General features: G+C 42.9%; 11 protein-coding genes. 4 read left to right on the top strand and 7 right to left on the bottom strand.

The genetic code is table 11. The features are described 5' to 3' along the window. The first annotated feature begins 962 nt into the window (after positions 1-962). From F6X55_RS10235 to F6X55_RS10220, 4 genes are all read left to right on the top strand, one after another. Entirely contained in the window at positions 963-1,529 is a 567-nt protein-coding gene (locus tag F6X55_RS10235) for a ribonuclease H-like YkuK family protein (RefSeq protein ID WP_037329376.1), read from the top strand. A 188-nt stretch (positions 1,530-1,717) separates the two neighbouring features. After that, a complete protein-coding gene (locus tag F6X55_RS10230; protein ID WP_153463082.1) occupies positions 1,718-1,921 on the top strand; it encodes a hypothetical protein in 204 nt (67 codons plus the stop codon). 264 nt (positions 1,922-2,185) lie between these two features. After that, complete coding sequence (locus F6X55_RS10225; protein ID WP_153463345.1) at positions 2,186-3,889, top strand: serine hydrolase domain-containing protein; 1,704 nt, start codon at positions 2,186-2,188, stop codon at positions 3,887-3,889. Positions 3,890-4,068: 179 nt separating this feature from the next. Beyond that, on the top strand, positions 4,069-5,352 hold the full coding sequence (locus F6X55_RS10220) for an exo-beta-N-acetylmuramidase NamZ family protein (RefSeq protein ID WP_237648638.1): 1,284 nt from the start codon (positions 4,069-4,071) through the stop codon (positions 5,350-5,352). 46 nt (positions 5,353-5,398) lie between these two features. Here the strand turns inward: F6X55_RS10220 and F6X55_RS10215 are convergent, their stop codons facing one another. From F6X55_RS10215 to rhaB, 7 genes are all read right to left on the bottom strand, one after another. Beyond that, positions 5,399-6,121, bottom strand: a complete 723-nt coding sequence (locus F6X55_RS10215) for a LutC/YkgG family protein (RefSeq protein WP_153463078.1) — start codon at positions 6,119-6,121, stop codon at positions 5,399-5,401. Continuing rightward, on the bottom strand, positions 6,102-7,547 hold the full coding sequence (locus F6X55_RS10210) for a LutB/LldF family L-lactate oxidation iron-sulfur protein (RefSeq protein ID WP_153463076.1): 1,446 nt from the start codon (positions 7,545-7,547) through the stop codon (positions 6,102-6,104). The genes F6X55_RS10215 and F6X55_RS10210 overlap by 20 nt, the downstream gene beginning before the upstream one ends. Further along, positions 7,547-8,272 (bottom strand): (Fe-S)-binding protein, encoded by a 726-nt coding sequence (locus F6X55_RS10205; RefSeq protein ID WP_026571232.1) that lies wholly within the window; start codon positions 8,270-8,272, stop codon positions 7,547-7,549. The genes F6X55_RS10210 and F6X55_RS10205 overlap by 1 nt, the downstream gene beginning before the upstream one ends. Positions 8,273-8,426: 154 nt before the next feature. Next, positions 8,427-9,188, bottom strand: a complete 762-nt coding sequence (locus tag F6X55_RS10200) for a DeoR/GlpR family DNA-binding transcription regulator (protein ID WP_026571231.1) — start codon at positions 9,186-9,188, stop codon at positions 8,427-8,429. Between the two features lie 224 nt (positions 9,189-9,412). Continuing rightward, positions 9,413-11,482: a bifunctional aldolase/short-chain dehydrogenase gene (locus F6X55_RS10195; protein WP_237648637.1), complete on the bottom strand. Its 2,070-nt coding sequence runs from the start codon at positions 11,480-11,482 to the stop codon at positions 9,413-9,415. Between the two features lie 333 nt (positions 11,483-11,815). Continuing rightward, positions 11,816-13,069, bottom strand: a complete 1,254-nt coding sequence (gene rhaA, locus F6X55_RS10190) for an L-rhamnose isomerase (protein WP_026571229.1) — start codon at positions 13,067-13,069, stop codon at positions 11,816-11,818. After that, the gene (gene rhaB, locus F6X55_RS10185) at positions 13,066-14,493 is read right to left on the bottom strand and encodes a rhamnulokinase (RefSeq protein ID WP_153463072.1); all 1,428 of its coding nucleotides are present in this window, start codon (positions 14,491-14,493) and stop codon (positions 13,066-13,068) included. Before rhaB ends, rhaA begins: the two co-directional genes overlap by 4 nt. Positions 14,494-14,564: the final 71 nt, after the last annotated feature.

Here is a 14,564-nt window from a genome sequence, read left to right as displayed (position 1 = left end):
GGGCACGGCTTCAGCTAACTTGGTAAAGAAAACCGCTTTACCAAGTGGATCTTCAGCTCATGCTGTTCCCGCTGGAGTCTGCGTATGCTCCCTGCGCTAAGGAGCATGCTGATTAAAGGAAGCATAGACTTTTTCCTTGAGAAACAACAAGCCGTCTTAAAACGTTTGTCAGGAAATGTGTACTTCTTTTCATAAAAGACAGTTGTAATTCCCGTCTTTTCTCCTGTTTTTGGACTTTTCTGCTTGTTTTCCTGGCAATGTCTTTTGATGATACGGTGCATAGAGTACCATGAATAAAAAAATTTCGAGGGGTTTCTAAACAGAAAGCGATTCCTAGCGAAGAAAATACCCGAAGACTCCTCGAAAATACAAAACAATTTTCTTCGTGCGATGCATCGCTTCCGCAGCCTTCCTTGTCCTGCGGGAGGAAAGGCCTCGGTGAGATCCCGCAGAGCGTCAGCTCGAGGAAGCTCACCAGCCGCCCGCGGAAAGCGCAGGGTATTTTCGCAGCGTCGATTTCCAACTCAACAAAAGTAAGAAGTCAGGAAGACGCATCCAAACTATGTCGCAGTTTATACTTTGTGGGATAAAACAACAACTTTTACCCCATCCTTCCAAAAAACAAAAACAATGCACGAGTTATCGGAAAATCGCCGGGGAGGCCACTTATCGGAGTACTCGTGCATTGTTATGAAAAATATATTGTTCTCCATCATTATGCCATGGATTTCTCAATCTGTCATACATCTAAGGTTGGAATTTTCCTAATATTTTCGACGGAATTCTCAAGACGAGCCGTAAGCATGTTGATCGATAATGCTCATATACTTGGATTAGCAGTACAACAGCAGGAAACCGATCATCTCTTTAAGAATAGAATAAGAAGAAATGGTCATGATTACATAAAAAGCCTTGTGTGGAATCCACTATTTGTTTCTTAACCAAAAAAGGAGTTGGATAAGATGAAACAAGGCAGGTCGCCTTTCCATCCAGGACATCACTTTATGAATCTAACCGAAAAAAAGTTAAGCTTCGAAGAGGTTTTCCAACGAATTCTTTCTTTCATGCAGCAAAATCCGGCAGCCAATTACCGCTTGATGGTCGGGACGGATTCTCAAGTATATCGGTCGCATACACTGTTTGTAACAGGGATAGTCATACAACGGAAGGGGAAAGGAGCCTGGGGATGTGTTCTCCCCACCATATTCCCACGAAAGTATATGAATTTGCATGAGAAAATTTCCATGGAAACATCCTTGACTGAACAAATCGCCTATTTATTCGATGAGAACAAAAAAGAACAACTAATCGATATCATCCTCCCCCATCTTTACCATGGCAGTTCTCTTACCATGGAAGGGCATATCGATGTGGGCTTGGAAAAACGGTCGCTCTCCCGTTTTTTGGCAGGGGAAATGATGGCCCGGATAAAAGCTTCCGGATGGGAACCAGTGGTGAAACCCGAAGCATTCGTTGCTTCCGGCTATGCCAATCGATATACAAAAACGCCAGAGAAATTTTCCATCTAAAAAAACACCTTTAGGAAAATACTCGGAAAAATATCCAAAGACATATGGGAACGGGATGATCAGGCAAGAATACTCATTTTCAAAAAATTAACCTGATCTTATCGAATCATTTACAATCACTTCATATTAAGATGCTAAACTTATGGGTATACCAATAAAAAGTACATCCTTTAACTGAGGTGATACGAATGCTTGAAAAGTTGTTGAATGTTTTGGTAGATGATTTTGATGAGAAAGAACTGGAAGAGGATTTTGAATTACAAGAGGAAGAAATGATGGAGTTAGACGAAGAAGATCGCATAGAGCAGGATCAATTCATCGAAGACCCGGGCATCATCGGGATGTATGGAGAGAATAATGCAAACGACCACTCCCCTTATGCCCGTTCTTAAATACTACCTTTTATCTATAGCATCAATTACGCAGGCCATTCTTCAATCAGGCCTGCTTTTTTATTTCCTATCGCCGCCTATGTCGAAAAAATAATCCCTTTTACCTGCGTAAATATACCTTTAGAATCCATTGCTTTTTTATCAATAAGGACTTATTCGGTATAGACAACTATATTAGCCATTTAATATGATGAAGAAGAGTTATCTATCGAAAGGAGGTATTTTTTGCCGAAAGAAAATAATATGGCGATAAAAGGAGGCCGCATGAAAAAATACTTTATTCCTGTTTGCACAGTCGTTATTTGTTCATCATTTCTCATACCCGCTATGGTCACCGCAGATCCCCACACCACAGATAAACATTCACCTTCTATTGAAACCAAACAAAACAAACATGCACAGCCTAAATCTCATCCGGTTTTTTCCTGGGATCAACCTGGAAAATTGCCGCCAGTCATTCATCCGGGAAACGCCAGGGGAGCAGGAATGGTCCAACAGCCGCTCGATGCCATCGATCAAACGGTCAACGGGTTTATCGCTGAACAGGCAATGCCCGGTGCTGTCACATTGGTCGCAAGACGTGGCCATATTGTCCAGCATGAAGCATACGGCTATGCCGCCCGTTACACGGATGCTAACCGTACGGAAATGGAAAAACCCATTTCCATGAAAGAAGATACCATCTTTGATTTAGCCTCACTGAGCAAAATATTCACGACAACTGCGGCAATGAAATTGTATGAAGAAGGCTATTTTAGACTGGATGATCCTGTTTCCGATTACATTCCCGAATTTGCTGCGAACGGAAAAGAAAGCGTTACCATCAGACAGCTTATGACTCATACTTCCGGCTTTCCCGCCTGGATTCCCCTTTATACTGAGGGAGAAAATCGTCAGGACAGGATGGAAGTTGTTTATCAATCGGAACTGACTGCCCTTCCCGGCGAACAGTACACCTATAGTGATTTGAACATGATTACACTCGGAGGGATAGTCGAACGGTTGTCCGGCAAACGGCTGGATCAATTTGTCTATGAGAATATAACAGGTCCGTTGAACATGCACGATACCATGTACAATCCACCAGCCGAACTGAAAGATCGAATTGCCGCAACGGAATATCAGTCGGTTCCCGATCGCGGGCTGGTCTGGGGGGAGGTCCACGATGAAAACGCCTGGTCCCTTGATGGTGTTGCAGGACACGCCGGCGTATTCTCCACCGCCCATGATTTAGCGATATTTGCCCACATGTTCCTCAATGAAGGACGGTACGGCGGCACTCAAATTTTGCAGCCGGAGACGGTGGAATTGCTTACCGAAAACCAAATCCCTGAATTTCCCGGAAACAGCCACGGATTAGGTTGGGAACTGGGACAAGGCTGGTATATGGATGCCTTGTCGGAAGGAACGACGCTAGGCCATACCGGATATACCGGCACTTCCATGGTGATCAATCCGAACAATGACACAATTGCCATCCTGCTGACAAACCGTGTCCATCCCAGCAGAGACACCGTTTCAACCAATCCGGTACGACGTCAATTCGCCCGGCATGTAGCTGATGCGATTCCTGTAGCCATCCCCGGGAAAAAAGATGCCTGGTTCGCCGGTTATGGCAATCAGCTTGATCGTTCCTTAACAGTGGAATGGGATGGAAACGATCCAGCCTTGTTAAGCTTTGATACCTGGTATCGGACAGAAACCGAATACGATTTTGGTTATGTAGAAGTTTCCGAGAATGGCGAAGACTGGGTACAGCTTGATTCAGTCAATGGAAGCAGTGTCGAATGGCAACACCGTGAAGTCAAACTGCCAGAAGGTACAAGCTATGTCCGCTTCCGTTACGACACAGATGGCAGCGTCAATGGAAGAGGCTGGTATGTGCACAACCTTCAGTTGATAGCAGAAAAAGGGCAACAGATTAAAACACGAATAAATAGCGATGGATGGATCGAACGCCACTATTAAAAAATTTTCACCCGAACTGAACGATTTTTCTACAGTGGAATTTGAACTAGCCCATGTGGACGCAGAGAAGGACCGGACGCCCCACAAAAGTTTGAGGAAATTCATCTTCCCATTTAGCTGGCGATGTTCCTATGTAAATGCGAGAAGCAGTTTTAAAAACGAACAGAGGAGTGATTATTGTGAAAAAGACAGTTGTCTCGTTGTTTGCAGTCGTTCTTTTGCTTTCTTCGCTAACCGTCGTGTTTGCCAATGGCAATGGGAATGGACACGGCTATGGAAAAGATAAAGGAAAAGGCAACCCGCATAAATTCCGGCTCGGAGTTGAACAGTTGCTAAATGAGCAAAAAGATCTGATTGAAGGACAAAAGGTCGGCCTCATCACCAATCCGACCGGTGTCGACCAGGATCTTAACAGTATCGTAGATTTGCTGCATAATGATCCAGATGTTGAATTGACTGCATTATACGGACCGGAACACGGGGTGCGTGGAAGTGCACAAGCGGGCGATTACGTCGAATATTATATCGATGAACAAACCGGTTTGCCAGTCTACAGTTTGTATGGTGAAACAAGGAAACCGACACCGGAAATGCTGGAAGATATCGATGTTCTTTTGTTCGACATCCAAGATGTCGGCACACGTTTCTATACCTATATTTACACCATGGCCTATGCCATGGAAGCAGCTGCCGAAAACGATCTTCCCTTTATCGTGCTGGACAGGCCGAATCCAATCAGTGGAGATAAAGTAGAAGGTCCTGTCCTTGATCCGGAATATGCTTCCTTCGTCGGGAATTATCCCATTCCATTGCGCCATGGCATGACAGTCGGGGAGCTCGCGAAATTTTTCAACGAGGAATATGACATTGGTGCAGATTTGACTGTTGTGGAAATGAACGGCTGGGACCGAGACGAGTACTATGATGAAACGCCATTGGAATTCGTCCTGCCGTCACCGAACATGCCGACGTTTGATACAGCATTGGTGTATCCAGGTGCAGCTTTGATTGAAGGCACGAATGTCTCAGAAGGCAGAGGCACGACAAAACCGTTCCAGCTGATCGGCGCCCCCTTCATCAATAGTACCGAATTGGCAGCAGCTTTGAATGATTTGGAACTTCAGGGCGTCACCTTCCGGGCTGCATCGTTTACACCAAGCTTCTCCAAGCATAGCGGTGAACTTTCAAATGGTGTTGAAATCCATGTGATGGATAGAGACAAATTTAAACCAGTGGAAGCCGGACTACACTTGGTTAAAACGATCCATGATATGTACCCGGACGATTTCGCCTTCCGTGCCGAAAACAGCAACGGTGTCTCCTTCTTCGACAACTTGATCGGAAATGGCTGGATTCGTGAAGGCATCGAAAGCGGCCGATCCGTGGATGAAATGAAAGCCGAATGGCAGGATGAACTGGATGCGTTTAAAGAGGTTAGAGAGCAGTATTTAATTTACCGTTAGACAAAAACAGGCCGCTCTAAAAGCGGCCTGTTTTTACTTTCACTAGTCACCTGTCTTCCACAACAATATAAGCTGCTTTGATCGGACCGTGTACTCCGACTACTAAATTCATTTCAATGTCAGCACTATTGCTTGGACCACTAATAAAATTGATGCATGAAGAAATCTGTTCTCCGCTTTCTATCTGTTGATGGATTTCTCTCGCTGCCTGAGACATTCTTGGCACCAGAGAACTTTTTGGAATGATAGCAATATAAGTAGAAGGAAGCAAACTTACTGATCGTCCCTTTCCGCCGCTACTAAAAAGAACGACAGTGCCAGATTCAGCCAGGGTGATGTCACTGAACGTAATCCCTGCATCAGCTTGCTCTGCTAAACGGCGGCTTTGCACAGGGTTTTCTATATCCCATTTAAAAACATCAATATCATTATTGTTTTTCCAATCTACGTACTTATTTGTTAAGCCGAAACTGGAAAAACGCGGATCATCCCAGGTCATCGCTGTTTTAACACCATACGCCTGCAATACTTGTAAAACCTTAGCTTCCAGCTCTTTCTCTGTTGCCCTGATAAAGTCAGTATGGATTACCTCACATTGCTTCTCCAAAACATCAACCAGCTCATTTTCTGTAAGGTCCGCAAGCACTTTCCATTGAACCTGATGCTTCCATCTAGGCCGGATAACATTATCTTTCCTGCGGTTCCGTCCCAACTGACCGGCAACCTTATCTAAAAACGTTTCCCTATTTTTAATCTCCCCTGTTTGCAATGTGTTGTCCTCCTTTGGTTCTATGCTTAAACCAATCCCTGAACCGTTCTTTTTGTGGCAATGGGAGATTGCGAGCCCCGGTCCAAGCTTTTAGCGGTCCAGGCCCTTTGGAAATAGTTCCATCTCTGACAAACGGTGTAACGAGGAAAGGAGCCATTTTCGTCGCTATATTAAAAAGGCCGGCTGAACCTGCTACTTTATTAAAGCCTTGCATCATCAATTTTTCAGATAAGTTTGATTTGTTTTCTTTCTCTACAATATTTCTCCTGTGGTCAATTAAATACTCATGTAAGGGTATTTTAACAGGACATACCTCTGTACAAGCACCACAGAGTGAAGAAGCATATGGCAATTCTTTATAATCCTCATAGCCCGCCAATAATGGTGTCAGTACGGCACCGATGGGCCCTGGATAGATAGATCCATAAGCATGGCCACCTATATGTCTGTAAACAGGGCAAACATTGATACAAGCAGCACACCTGATACAGTGCAGAGCCTCTTGGAATTCTGTTCCTAATATTTTGGATCGTCCATTGTCGACAACGACTAAATGAAATTCTTCCGGTCCATCTCCATCAGATTCTTCCTTTGGCCCTGTTAATGCTGTCACATAACTGGTCAACTTCTGCCCAACTGCAGCTCTTGTCAAAAGACTGACTAGTACATCCAGTTCTTCCCAGGTAGGAACAATTCTTTCCATTCCCATCACAGTGATTTGCGTTTTAGGGAGGGTTGAAACCATCCGCGCATTCCCTTCATTCGTGACCAGGGCGCAGGTGCCTGATTCTGCAACAGCAAAATTACACCCAGTGATACCTACATCGGCGGATAGGAACTCTTTTCTTAATTGTTCTCGTGCAAATAATGTCAGCTCTTCCGGTTTATCTGTGTGGAGATATCCCAACTTTTCTTTAAATACATCCCTGATTTGTTCTTTATTTTTGTGCAGTGCGGGGGCGACGATATGTGAGGGGGGGGCATGATCATCGATTTGGAGGATATATTCTCCTAAATCTGTTTCAATTACGTCACAACCTCGATCTTCCAGAATATCATTCAAGGCAATTTCTTCTGTTACCATGGACTTTGACTTGGCTATCTTCCGTGCCTTTTTCTTTTCAATTACTTCACTGATGTAATGATTGGCATCTTCAGCTGTTTCAGCGAAATAAACATGTCCGCCTCTCTCTGCTACCTTCTCACTTAATTGCTGTAAATAGAAATCGAGATTTTCCATTGTGTGTTGTCTGATTTCCTGCCCAAGATTGCGCCATTCTTCCCAGTCCCCTAATTCTTCAGCTGCATTGGAACGGCTGTCCTGAAGTCGTCCCTGTGCAGAACGGACGGCGCCTCGCATGAATTCATTTCCAAGGCCTTTTTCAACTCTGCTCTTAAATGCTTTTTCTCCAACATGCAATGGCATCAGTTATCACCCCGACTGTTCAATATTTCAGCAATGTGCATCACCTTTATTGGTTTATTTTGTCGATTCAACCGCCCTCCTATATTCATGAGGCAACCCCCATCTGCTCCAATCAGCACATCAGCATCTGTTTCTTCAATATGGAGAGCTTTTTCATCCACCATTTGTTGGGAAATCTCCGGCATCTTGACAGAAAAGGTACCTCCAAATCCACAGCAATCATGGCGATTAGGTAAATCAACCATCTTTAGACCGCTAACATTGCTCAATAGTTTTAATGGTGCTTCTTTCACACCAAGTAAACGAGTCATATGACAGGATGTATGATAGGTAGCTTTAGCATGAAATTCTGCTCCGGTGTTTTCTATTTGAAGAATCTCCGTTAAGAATTGGGTGAGTTCATACGTTTTTCGCTTTAATGCTGTCGCCTTTTCTTTCCAGTCTGGTTCATCCTGCAATAACTCCTCATATTCATGGAACATATAAGCACATGAACCGGATGGACAAACTACATACTTTGAATGCGCAAAAGCGGTAATCATGTTTTTAGCAGCTGCTTTTGTCTTTTCATGGTAACCACTATTATAAGCAGGTTGACCGCAACAAGTCTGTGTTTCCGGGAAGTCAACTTCACATCCGTACCGCTCGAGTAACTCCACCGTCGCTTTACCGGCATTCACATAAAATACATCCCCAAGACAAGTAATAAATATGGAAACTTTCATTTTCTCTCCTCCTGCCATCGAATGGTGACGCATTCAAAAGACTTCTCAATATCCCTTCCTTAAACTCCGTTGCTGGCTGGTGGTCATTTCCCTAGGAGACAGACTCTTACTTTTTCTTATCCATAAAAAACCACTGCCATTTTCCGAGCACTTATTATACTTTAATTAAATTCAATGATTTGTCAGACAATTGCTGCAAGATTGCTGCATCCACATTTCCATCTGTTATAACATGGTCAATAGCTTCTACACCGCTAAGCCGGGAAAAAGCCCTCACACCGAATTTACTATGGTCAATCATAATAAAAACAGAGTCAGCGTTATCCATCATTTTTTTCTTGATTCTTGCCTGTTGTTCGTCTGACTCACTGATTCCTTTATCGAGGTGGAACCCTTTACAAGAAATAAATGCTTTATTTACATGATAAGTATCCAAAGAAGATTCAGCCAAAGGTCCGACGTAGGAAAGTGATTTAGACAGCAATGTACCGCCTGTTGAGATTACAGTTACTTCTTTCCTGCTGCTAAGTTCCATCGCTACTTTAATCGAATTCGTAAGGACTGTAACCGGAATATCAGGTAGGGCTTTTGCCAAATACCATGCAGTTGTACTGGCATCCAGCATGATTTTATCTCCTTCGATGACATGTTTTGCTGCCTCATTAGCAATTTCCTTCTTTTCTTTAACGTTGGTTATTTCTCTTTCGGAAAATGAAAGTTCTGGAGATTCATCCGGGATTATGCTTACAGCCCCTCCATGGCTTCTTGACAACTTCTGCTCTGTCTCCAACTTTTCCAAATCTCTGCGGATTGTCTCTTCTGTAACCGAAAATATACGACTGAGCTCGGAAACACGGATACTTTTACGTTCATTTACGACCTCTACTATCTTTTGTTGCCTCTCTGCAACTAACACTTCCTACCCCTACTTTCATGCCCTCTCTATACGACGGTTTAATTTACTCCTCATTTTAAACAGGAAAATACGGATCCGCAACAGGACATAGAGGGGGCTTCCATTTACTTGCCCCTCCCAAATTTCCAGTTTAATATCTCATTTTTCTTTTTTAAGCAGGATAGACAGGGACGGTTACACCGGAATAAATGCTGTTACCCCGCAGCGCCCTCCATGAGTTACCTTTATCTTGTAAATGCTGCTGCTACTCCGCCATCTACTGTCACCATACATCCAGTAGTCTTAGCTGACTTGGAAGAAGCAAGGAACGCGATCGACTCTGCAATGTCATGCGGCAGTATGTTGACGTTCAAAATGGTACGTTTTCGATAATGTTCTTCTAAGTCGTCTGTCTCAATTCCATAAGAGGAAGCTCTTTCTTCTTTCCACTCAGAATCCCATATTTTTGAACCACGGATAACGGCATCAGGAAGGACGGAATTAACACGGATACCGTATCGACCTCCATCAGCAGCCACAGTGCGGGCAAGATGGACTTCCGCTGCTTTAGCCGTGCTGTAGGCTGCAGCATTTTTGCCTGCATAGATGGAATTTTTTGAGCCAACGAAAACCATGCTTCCACCGATTGCCTGATCTTTCATCAACTTGAACGCTTCTCTGGCAACCAGGAAGTAGCCGGTTACCAATACATTCATATTCAGGTTCCACTTAACCATCGTTGTTTCTTCAAAAGGACTTGAACTTGCCAATCCAGCATTATTGACAACAATGTCCAACCCGCCATAAGTTAAAACGGAATCTTGAATTGCAGCCGTTACTTCTTCTTCCTTTGTAACATCCATTTTCACGGCAATGGCACGGTTTTCACCGAATCGATCGTTGATTTGAACGGCAAGCTCCTCTGCCCCCTCCAGATTGATATCAGCTACCACGACGTGGGCACCTTCAGAGACAAGTCGATGACAAGCAGCACTTCCGATTCCGCCGGCTCCGCCAGTTACGAATGCTACCTGGCGGGAAAATTCCGCTTCTGGCGGTGCAAGGCTGAGTTTGTACAGTTCAAGCGGCCAGTATTCAATCGCAAATGACTCTTCTTCATTAAGAGATACGAAGTTTCCAAGAGTGGTAGATCCTCTCATCACAGAAATCGCACGGTGGTAAAGGGAATCACTGACATTGGCTGCAGTCCAGCTTTTGCCCGTATTGATCATGCCGAGTCCTGGAATCAACACTACCCGAGGGGCTGTTTCCACGATTTGGTCCCCCTCCGATTTATTTCTTTCAAAATATGCTTCATATTCTTTCTGAAAGGAAGCGATACCAGCTTTCACGCTTTCTATCAGAGCGTCTGCATCTTTGCTGCTGGGGTCCCATTCAATGAATAAAGACGTTCGTTTCGTATGCACTAGGTGATCCGGACATGCCGCACCGACTTGTGATAAATCTTTTGCATTTTCGCTGTTTACAAAGTTCAAAACATCCTCACTGTCGTCATATGTAACCAGCATCTTTTTGTTTCCGCTTACTTGGCCACGGACAACTGGAAGCACTTTTGCAAAGATTTCTTTTCTTTCATCCACTGGCAAAGACTGATATTTCTGTCCACCGAACAGTGTTTGATCCTTTGCTTTTGCTTCAATGTAGTCTTCCGCTTCCTGAATGACAGAAATTGTTTTATCATAACTTTCTTTTGAGGTTTCGCCCCACGTCACCAATCCATGCTTTTCCATGATTACCAATTCAGCACTAGGATTGTTTTGGACTCCTGCTGCAATCATTTTGGACAACTTGAAGCCAGGACGAATGTATGGAACCCAAACAAAACGGTTACCATATATTTCTTCTGCGACTGCTTTTCCATTGTCTGCACAGGCAATGCTGATAATTGCATCGGGATGTGTATGATCTACATGTTTAAATGGTAAAAATGCATGTAGCAATGTTTCAATGGAGGAACGAGGATGTTTGGCATCAATCATACAGTGTGCTAAGTAGCTGACCATCTCCTCATCTGTCATATCGTTTTTTTTCATTAAGGGGCGGATGTCGTCCATTTTCAATCCTGTGAAGTTTTTCGCGCCCATTGCGGCTAAATCTGAACCACTTCCTTTCACCCACATGACTTCGATTTCGTTACCCCGAAAGTCGGTTTCTATGGATTTTGTTGAAGTATTTCCGCCACCCCAGTTGGCAACAGATCGATCTGATCCCAATAAATTGGAGCGATACACCAATTCTTCTAAACCGCTTTCATCATTTGTTTTACTTGCATCCCATCGATTTTGTACCAACATTAATTCCTCCTCTGTTCGGTTTGTTTATTTTTCTGCTTTAATCTTAACATACGTTTGTTTATTTTTGAATAGTATTTTTTATTTTTGTTTGTTTTTGTTTTGGTTGATAAGTATACACCTATTTAACAGTCGATACGTATGCCACGTGCAACGTAAAAAACGGAAATCTCAGCAGTTGAACGTTTGGATTTTTTATAAAAAAACAACATAAACAAACATTTGTTTTTTGCAAAATAAGCTTCTATTAATAGAATTTATGAGAACACGCCATCCCTTCTGAAAGTCGCCAACAAAAAACGGACCAGCTTCATCTTCCACTGATCCGCATGTATGTTATCTCTTCAGCAAAACATTGTTTTCATATTGTTTGATATCTTCCATCCATGTTTCTTTTTCAGGCACTCCCATTTTTTCACAATAATAATCCCAAATTGCACCGAATGGGTAGGTCTTAAATTCTTCCATTAAAGCCAAGCGTTCCGTAAAGTTGCCTTCTTCCTGTAACTGTTTTAAGTGCTCGTTTGGATGAAGCAGTGCATATAACAAAGCTTTAATCATGTTACGGGTCCCGATGGTCCATGCAGCAACTCGGTTAATACTTGCATCAAAGAAGTCTAATCCTATTCTTACTTTATCAAGGGCATCGTTTCGGACAATTTCTAAACCAATTTCTTTCAACTCATCATCAAATATGACAACATGATCGCTATCCCAGCGGACTGGCCTCGATACGTGCAGTGCCAGTTGATCACTATACAAAAGCATCGCCGATATTTTATTGGAGACCACTTCTGTTGGATGGTAATGTCCAGTGTCCAGCAAGCACAGTTTATTATTCTTTAAAGCGTATCCTAAGTAAAATTCATGGGAACCGACAACATATGCTTCAGAACCGATGCCGAACAGCTTGCTTTCCACAGCATCGACATTATATTTTTCATCAATTTCAACAGCAAATATCTCATCGAGCGACTCTTTTAAACGTTGTCTGGGAGTTAAACGGTCACTAGGGATATCCTTGTAACCATCCGGAATCCAAATATTTGTTAAAGCAGGTGTACCAAGTTCTTTACCGAAATACTCCGCAATCTTGCGGCTGGCGATGCAATGTCTGATCCAGTAATCGCGTATCTCTTTATCCGGATGTGCCAGTGTCAAGCCATCCGCCGCTTTTGGATGAGAAAATAGTGTCGGGTTGAAATCTAACCCTAATCCATTCTCCTTCGCCCAGTTCACCCAGTTTTCAAAATGCTTCGGTTCCAGCTGATCCCGTTCCACAACTTCTCCATTAGTTTCCGCATAAATCATATGCAGGTTTACTCGGTGTTTCCCTGGTATAAGTGAAAGAGCCTTTTCTAAATCTCCCCTTAATTGCTCCGGTGTTTTAGCTTTACCGGGATAATTTCCTGTTACATCTATTCCTCCGGAGAGTTCCTGCTTATTTACTTCAAATCCACTGACGTCATCCCCTTGCCAACAGTGAATCGAAATAGGGATTTTTTGCAATTTATCTAATGCTCCCTCGACATCTATTCCCCACCTCTCATATGCCTCTTTCGCCATTTCGTATTGCTCTTTTATAATCATGTTACACTCTCCTCCTCTCGTCCGGTTGCCGAATATCTCTTAAGCTCAAAGGATTGGCCAATAATGTTTCTTGCCTCGTCGATATCCTTTATTTTTCCTAGTGTGATTAGCTGAGAAACAAGGTTACCAATCGCCGTTGCCTCTACCGGCCCTGCTATAACTTCTTTTCCTGTTTTATCAGCGATCAACTGATTTAACATTTCATTCTGGCTGCCGCCCCCGATAATATTGATTTTGTTAAATTCTTTTTCATATATTTCTTCAATTTGATTAATAGCTTTTTGGTAGCTATCTCCTAAACTATCAAAGACGCATTTCGCTACCTCACCAGGTGTTTCAGGTACCTCTTGATTTGTCTCCCGACACACCTTTTGAATTTCTTCTATCATGTTTTCCGGTTTCAGAAAACGATCATTATCCACATTTATCTTTGCTCCGAATTCGGAGGCTTTGGCTGCTAACTCCACTAACTCCGAAAAACTATATTGATCGTTGTAGTTCCTCTTGACTTCCTGAATCATCCATAATCCCATCACATTTTTCAAAAAACGGTACTGATAACTGAAACCACCTTCGTTAGTAAAGTTATAGTCCAACGCTTTTGTAATACAGATAGGAAACGGATTCTCGACACCAATCAGTGACCAAGTCCCAGAACTTATATATACCGTATCATCCACCTCAGGAACGGCAACCACAGCAGAACCGGTATCATGGGTGGCAGGGAGGATCACCTTCATATCTATACCAAGCTCTTTTGATAGCTCTGTTTCCATATCTCCCAGTATTGATCCTGCTGGTTTTATTTCTAAGAACATTTCTTTGTTTATCCCAAGCAAATCCAATAAATCATTGTCCCACTTTTTCGTAAAGGCATTTACTAACTGAGTAGAGGTAGCATTCGTATATTCATTTACTTTCTTTCCGGTCAATAGGTAGTTGAAGTAATCAGGAAGCATCAGAAAAGAGGTCGCTTGCTCCAGAACTTCCGGATTACTCTTTTTTAGAGAGTATAATTGATAAATTGTGTTGAATTTTTGAAACTGTATTCCAGTTTCCAAATACAGACGCTCTTTGCTAATGAAGTGAAAAACTTCCTCCATCATTCCGTCCGTTCTAGCATCGCGGTAAGCAATAGCATCTGTAAGTAATCGATTTTTTTCATCTAATAAAACAAAATCAACTGCCCAAGTATCAATTCCGATACTTTCAGGATGTAAGCCCCTATCCCTGCAAATGCGGATTCCCGTTATAATTTCGTTGTATAAAGCATGAACATCCCAACAATAATGACCGTCTTTTATAATCAAATTGTTGTCAAACCGGTGTATTTCCTTCAACTTAAGGTTATTATCCTGCAGGCATCCAGCAATAAGCCTTCCACTTGATGCACCAATATCAACGGCTATACTGCATTTGCTCATTACTACACCTCCTGTCGAAAGCGCTTAACTAGTTGATATAGGGAAATAAAACCATCTCTTGGGATGAGATT

Source organism: Sediminibacillus terrae, assembly GCF_009602435.1.
Taxonomy (GTDB): Bacteria; Bacillota; Bacilli; order Bacillales; family Amphibacillaceae; genus Sediminibacillus; species Sediminibacillus terrae.
The sequence above is the reverse complement of the archived record's forward strand: the minus strand, read 5'-3'. Positions and strand labels throughout refer to the sequence as shown.

Coding starts and splice junctions, on each gene's coding strand:
- F6X55_RS10235 (WP_037329376.1), top strand. CDS start 963: ATGAAACAAGGCAGGTCGCCTTTCCATCCAGGACATCACTTTATGAAT.
- F6X55_RS10230 (WP_153463082.1), top strand. CDS start 1,718: ATGCTTGAAAAGTTGTTGAATGTTTTGGTAGATGATTTTGATGAGAAA.
- F6X55_RS10225 (WP_153463345.1), top strand. CDS start 2,186: ATGAAAAAATACTTTATTCCTGTTTGCACAGTCGTTATTTGTTCATCA.
- F6X55_RS10210 (WP_153463076.1), bottom strand. CDS start 7,547: ATGCCATTGCATGTTGGAGAAAAAGCATTTAAGAGCAGAGTTGAAAAA.
- F6X55_RS10205 (WP_026571232.1), bottom strand. CDS start 8,272: ATGAAAGTTTCCATATTTATTACTTGTCTTGGGGATGTATTTTATGTG.
- F6X55_RS10195 (WP_237648637.1), bottom strand. CDS start 11,482: ATGTTGGTACAAAATCGATGGGATGCAAGTAAAACAAATGATGAAAGC.
- rhaA (WP_026571229.1), bottom strand. CDS start 13,069: ATGATTATAAAAGAGCAATACGAAATGGCGAAAGAGGCATATGAGAGG.
- rhaB (WP_153463072.1), bottom strand. CDS start 14,493: ATGAGCAAATGCAGTATAGCCGTTGATATTGGTGCATCAAGTGGAAGG.